This is a genomic window from Curtobacterium sp. PsM8, from assembly GCF_030433875.1.
In the GTDB taxonomy this organism is placed as follows: Bacteria; Actinomycetota; Actinomycetes; order Actinomycetales; family Microbacteriaceae; genus Curtobacterium.
This window is the reverse complement of sequence record NZ_JARUXD010000214.1, coordinates 1-220: the sequence shown is the minus strand read 5'-3', so window position 1 is coordinate 220 and position 220 is coordinate 1. Positions and strand designations below refer to the sequence as shown.

The 220-nt window shown below is 70.9% G+C and carries 1 pseudogene; it reads right to left on the bottom strand.

The window, feature by feature from the left end:
• Positions 1–208: pseudogene (locus QCD68_RS17380) on the bottom strand (glycoside hydrolase family 32 protein); the annotation flags it as partial.
• Positions 209–220 lie beyond the last annotated feature (12 nt).

Genomic DNA, 220 nt, shown 5'->3' with positions numbered 1-220 from the left:
GGAGGGTGCAACGGGGCGCGGGGGGGAGGGCGGTCTCGAGGGGGATGACGGTGCCTTCGAAGGTGATGTCGACGCCGTCGGTCGTGGAGACGTGGTCCCAGCCGCCGTCGCCGTTGTGGACGTCGGAGTGCAGGTAGTACAGCTGGTAGGCACCCCCGGTGAACCCGGGGCGCAGCCGATCGGCCACCCATCCCGCCGGGGGGGTCATGTGGTACTTCGC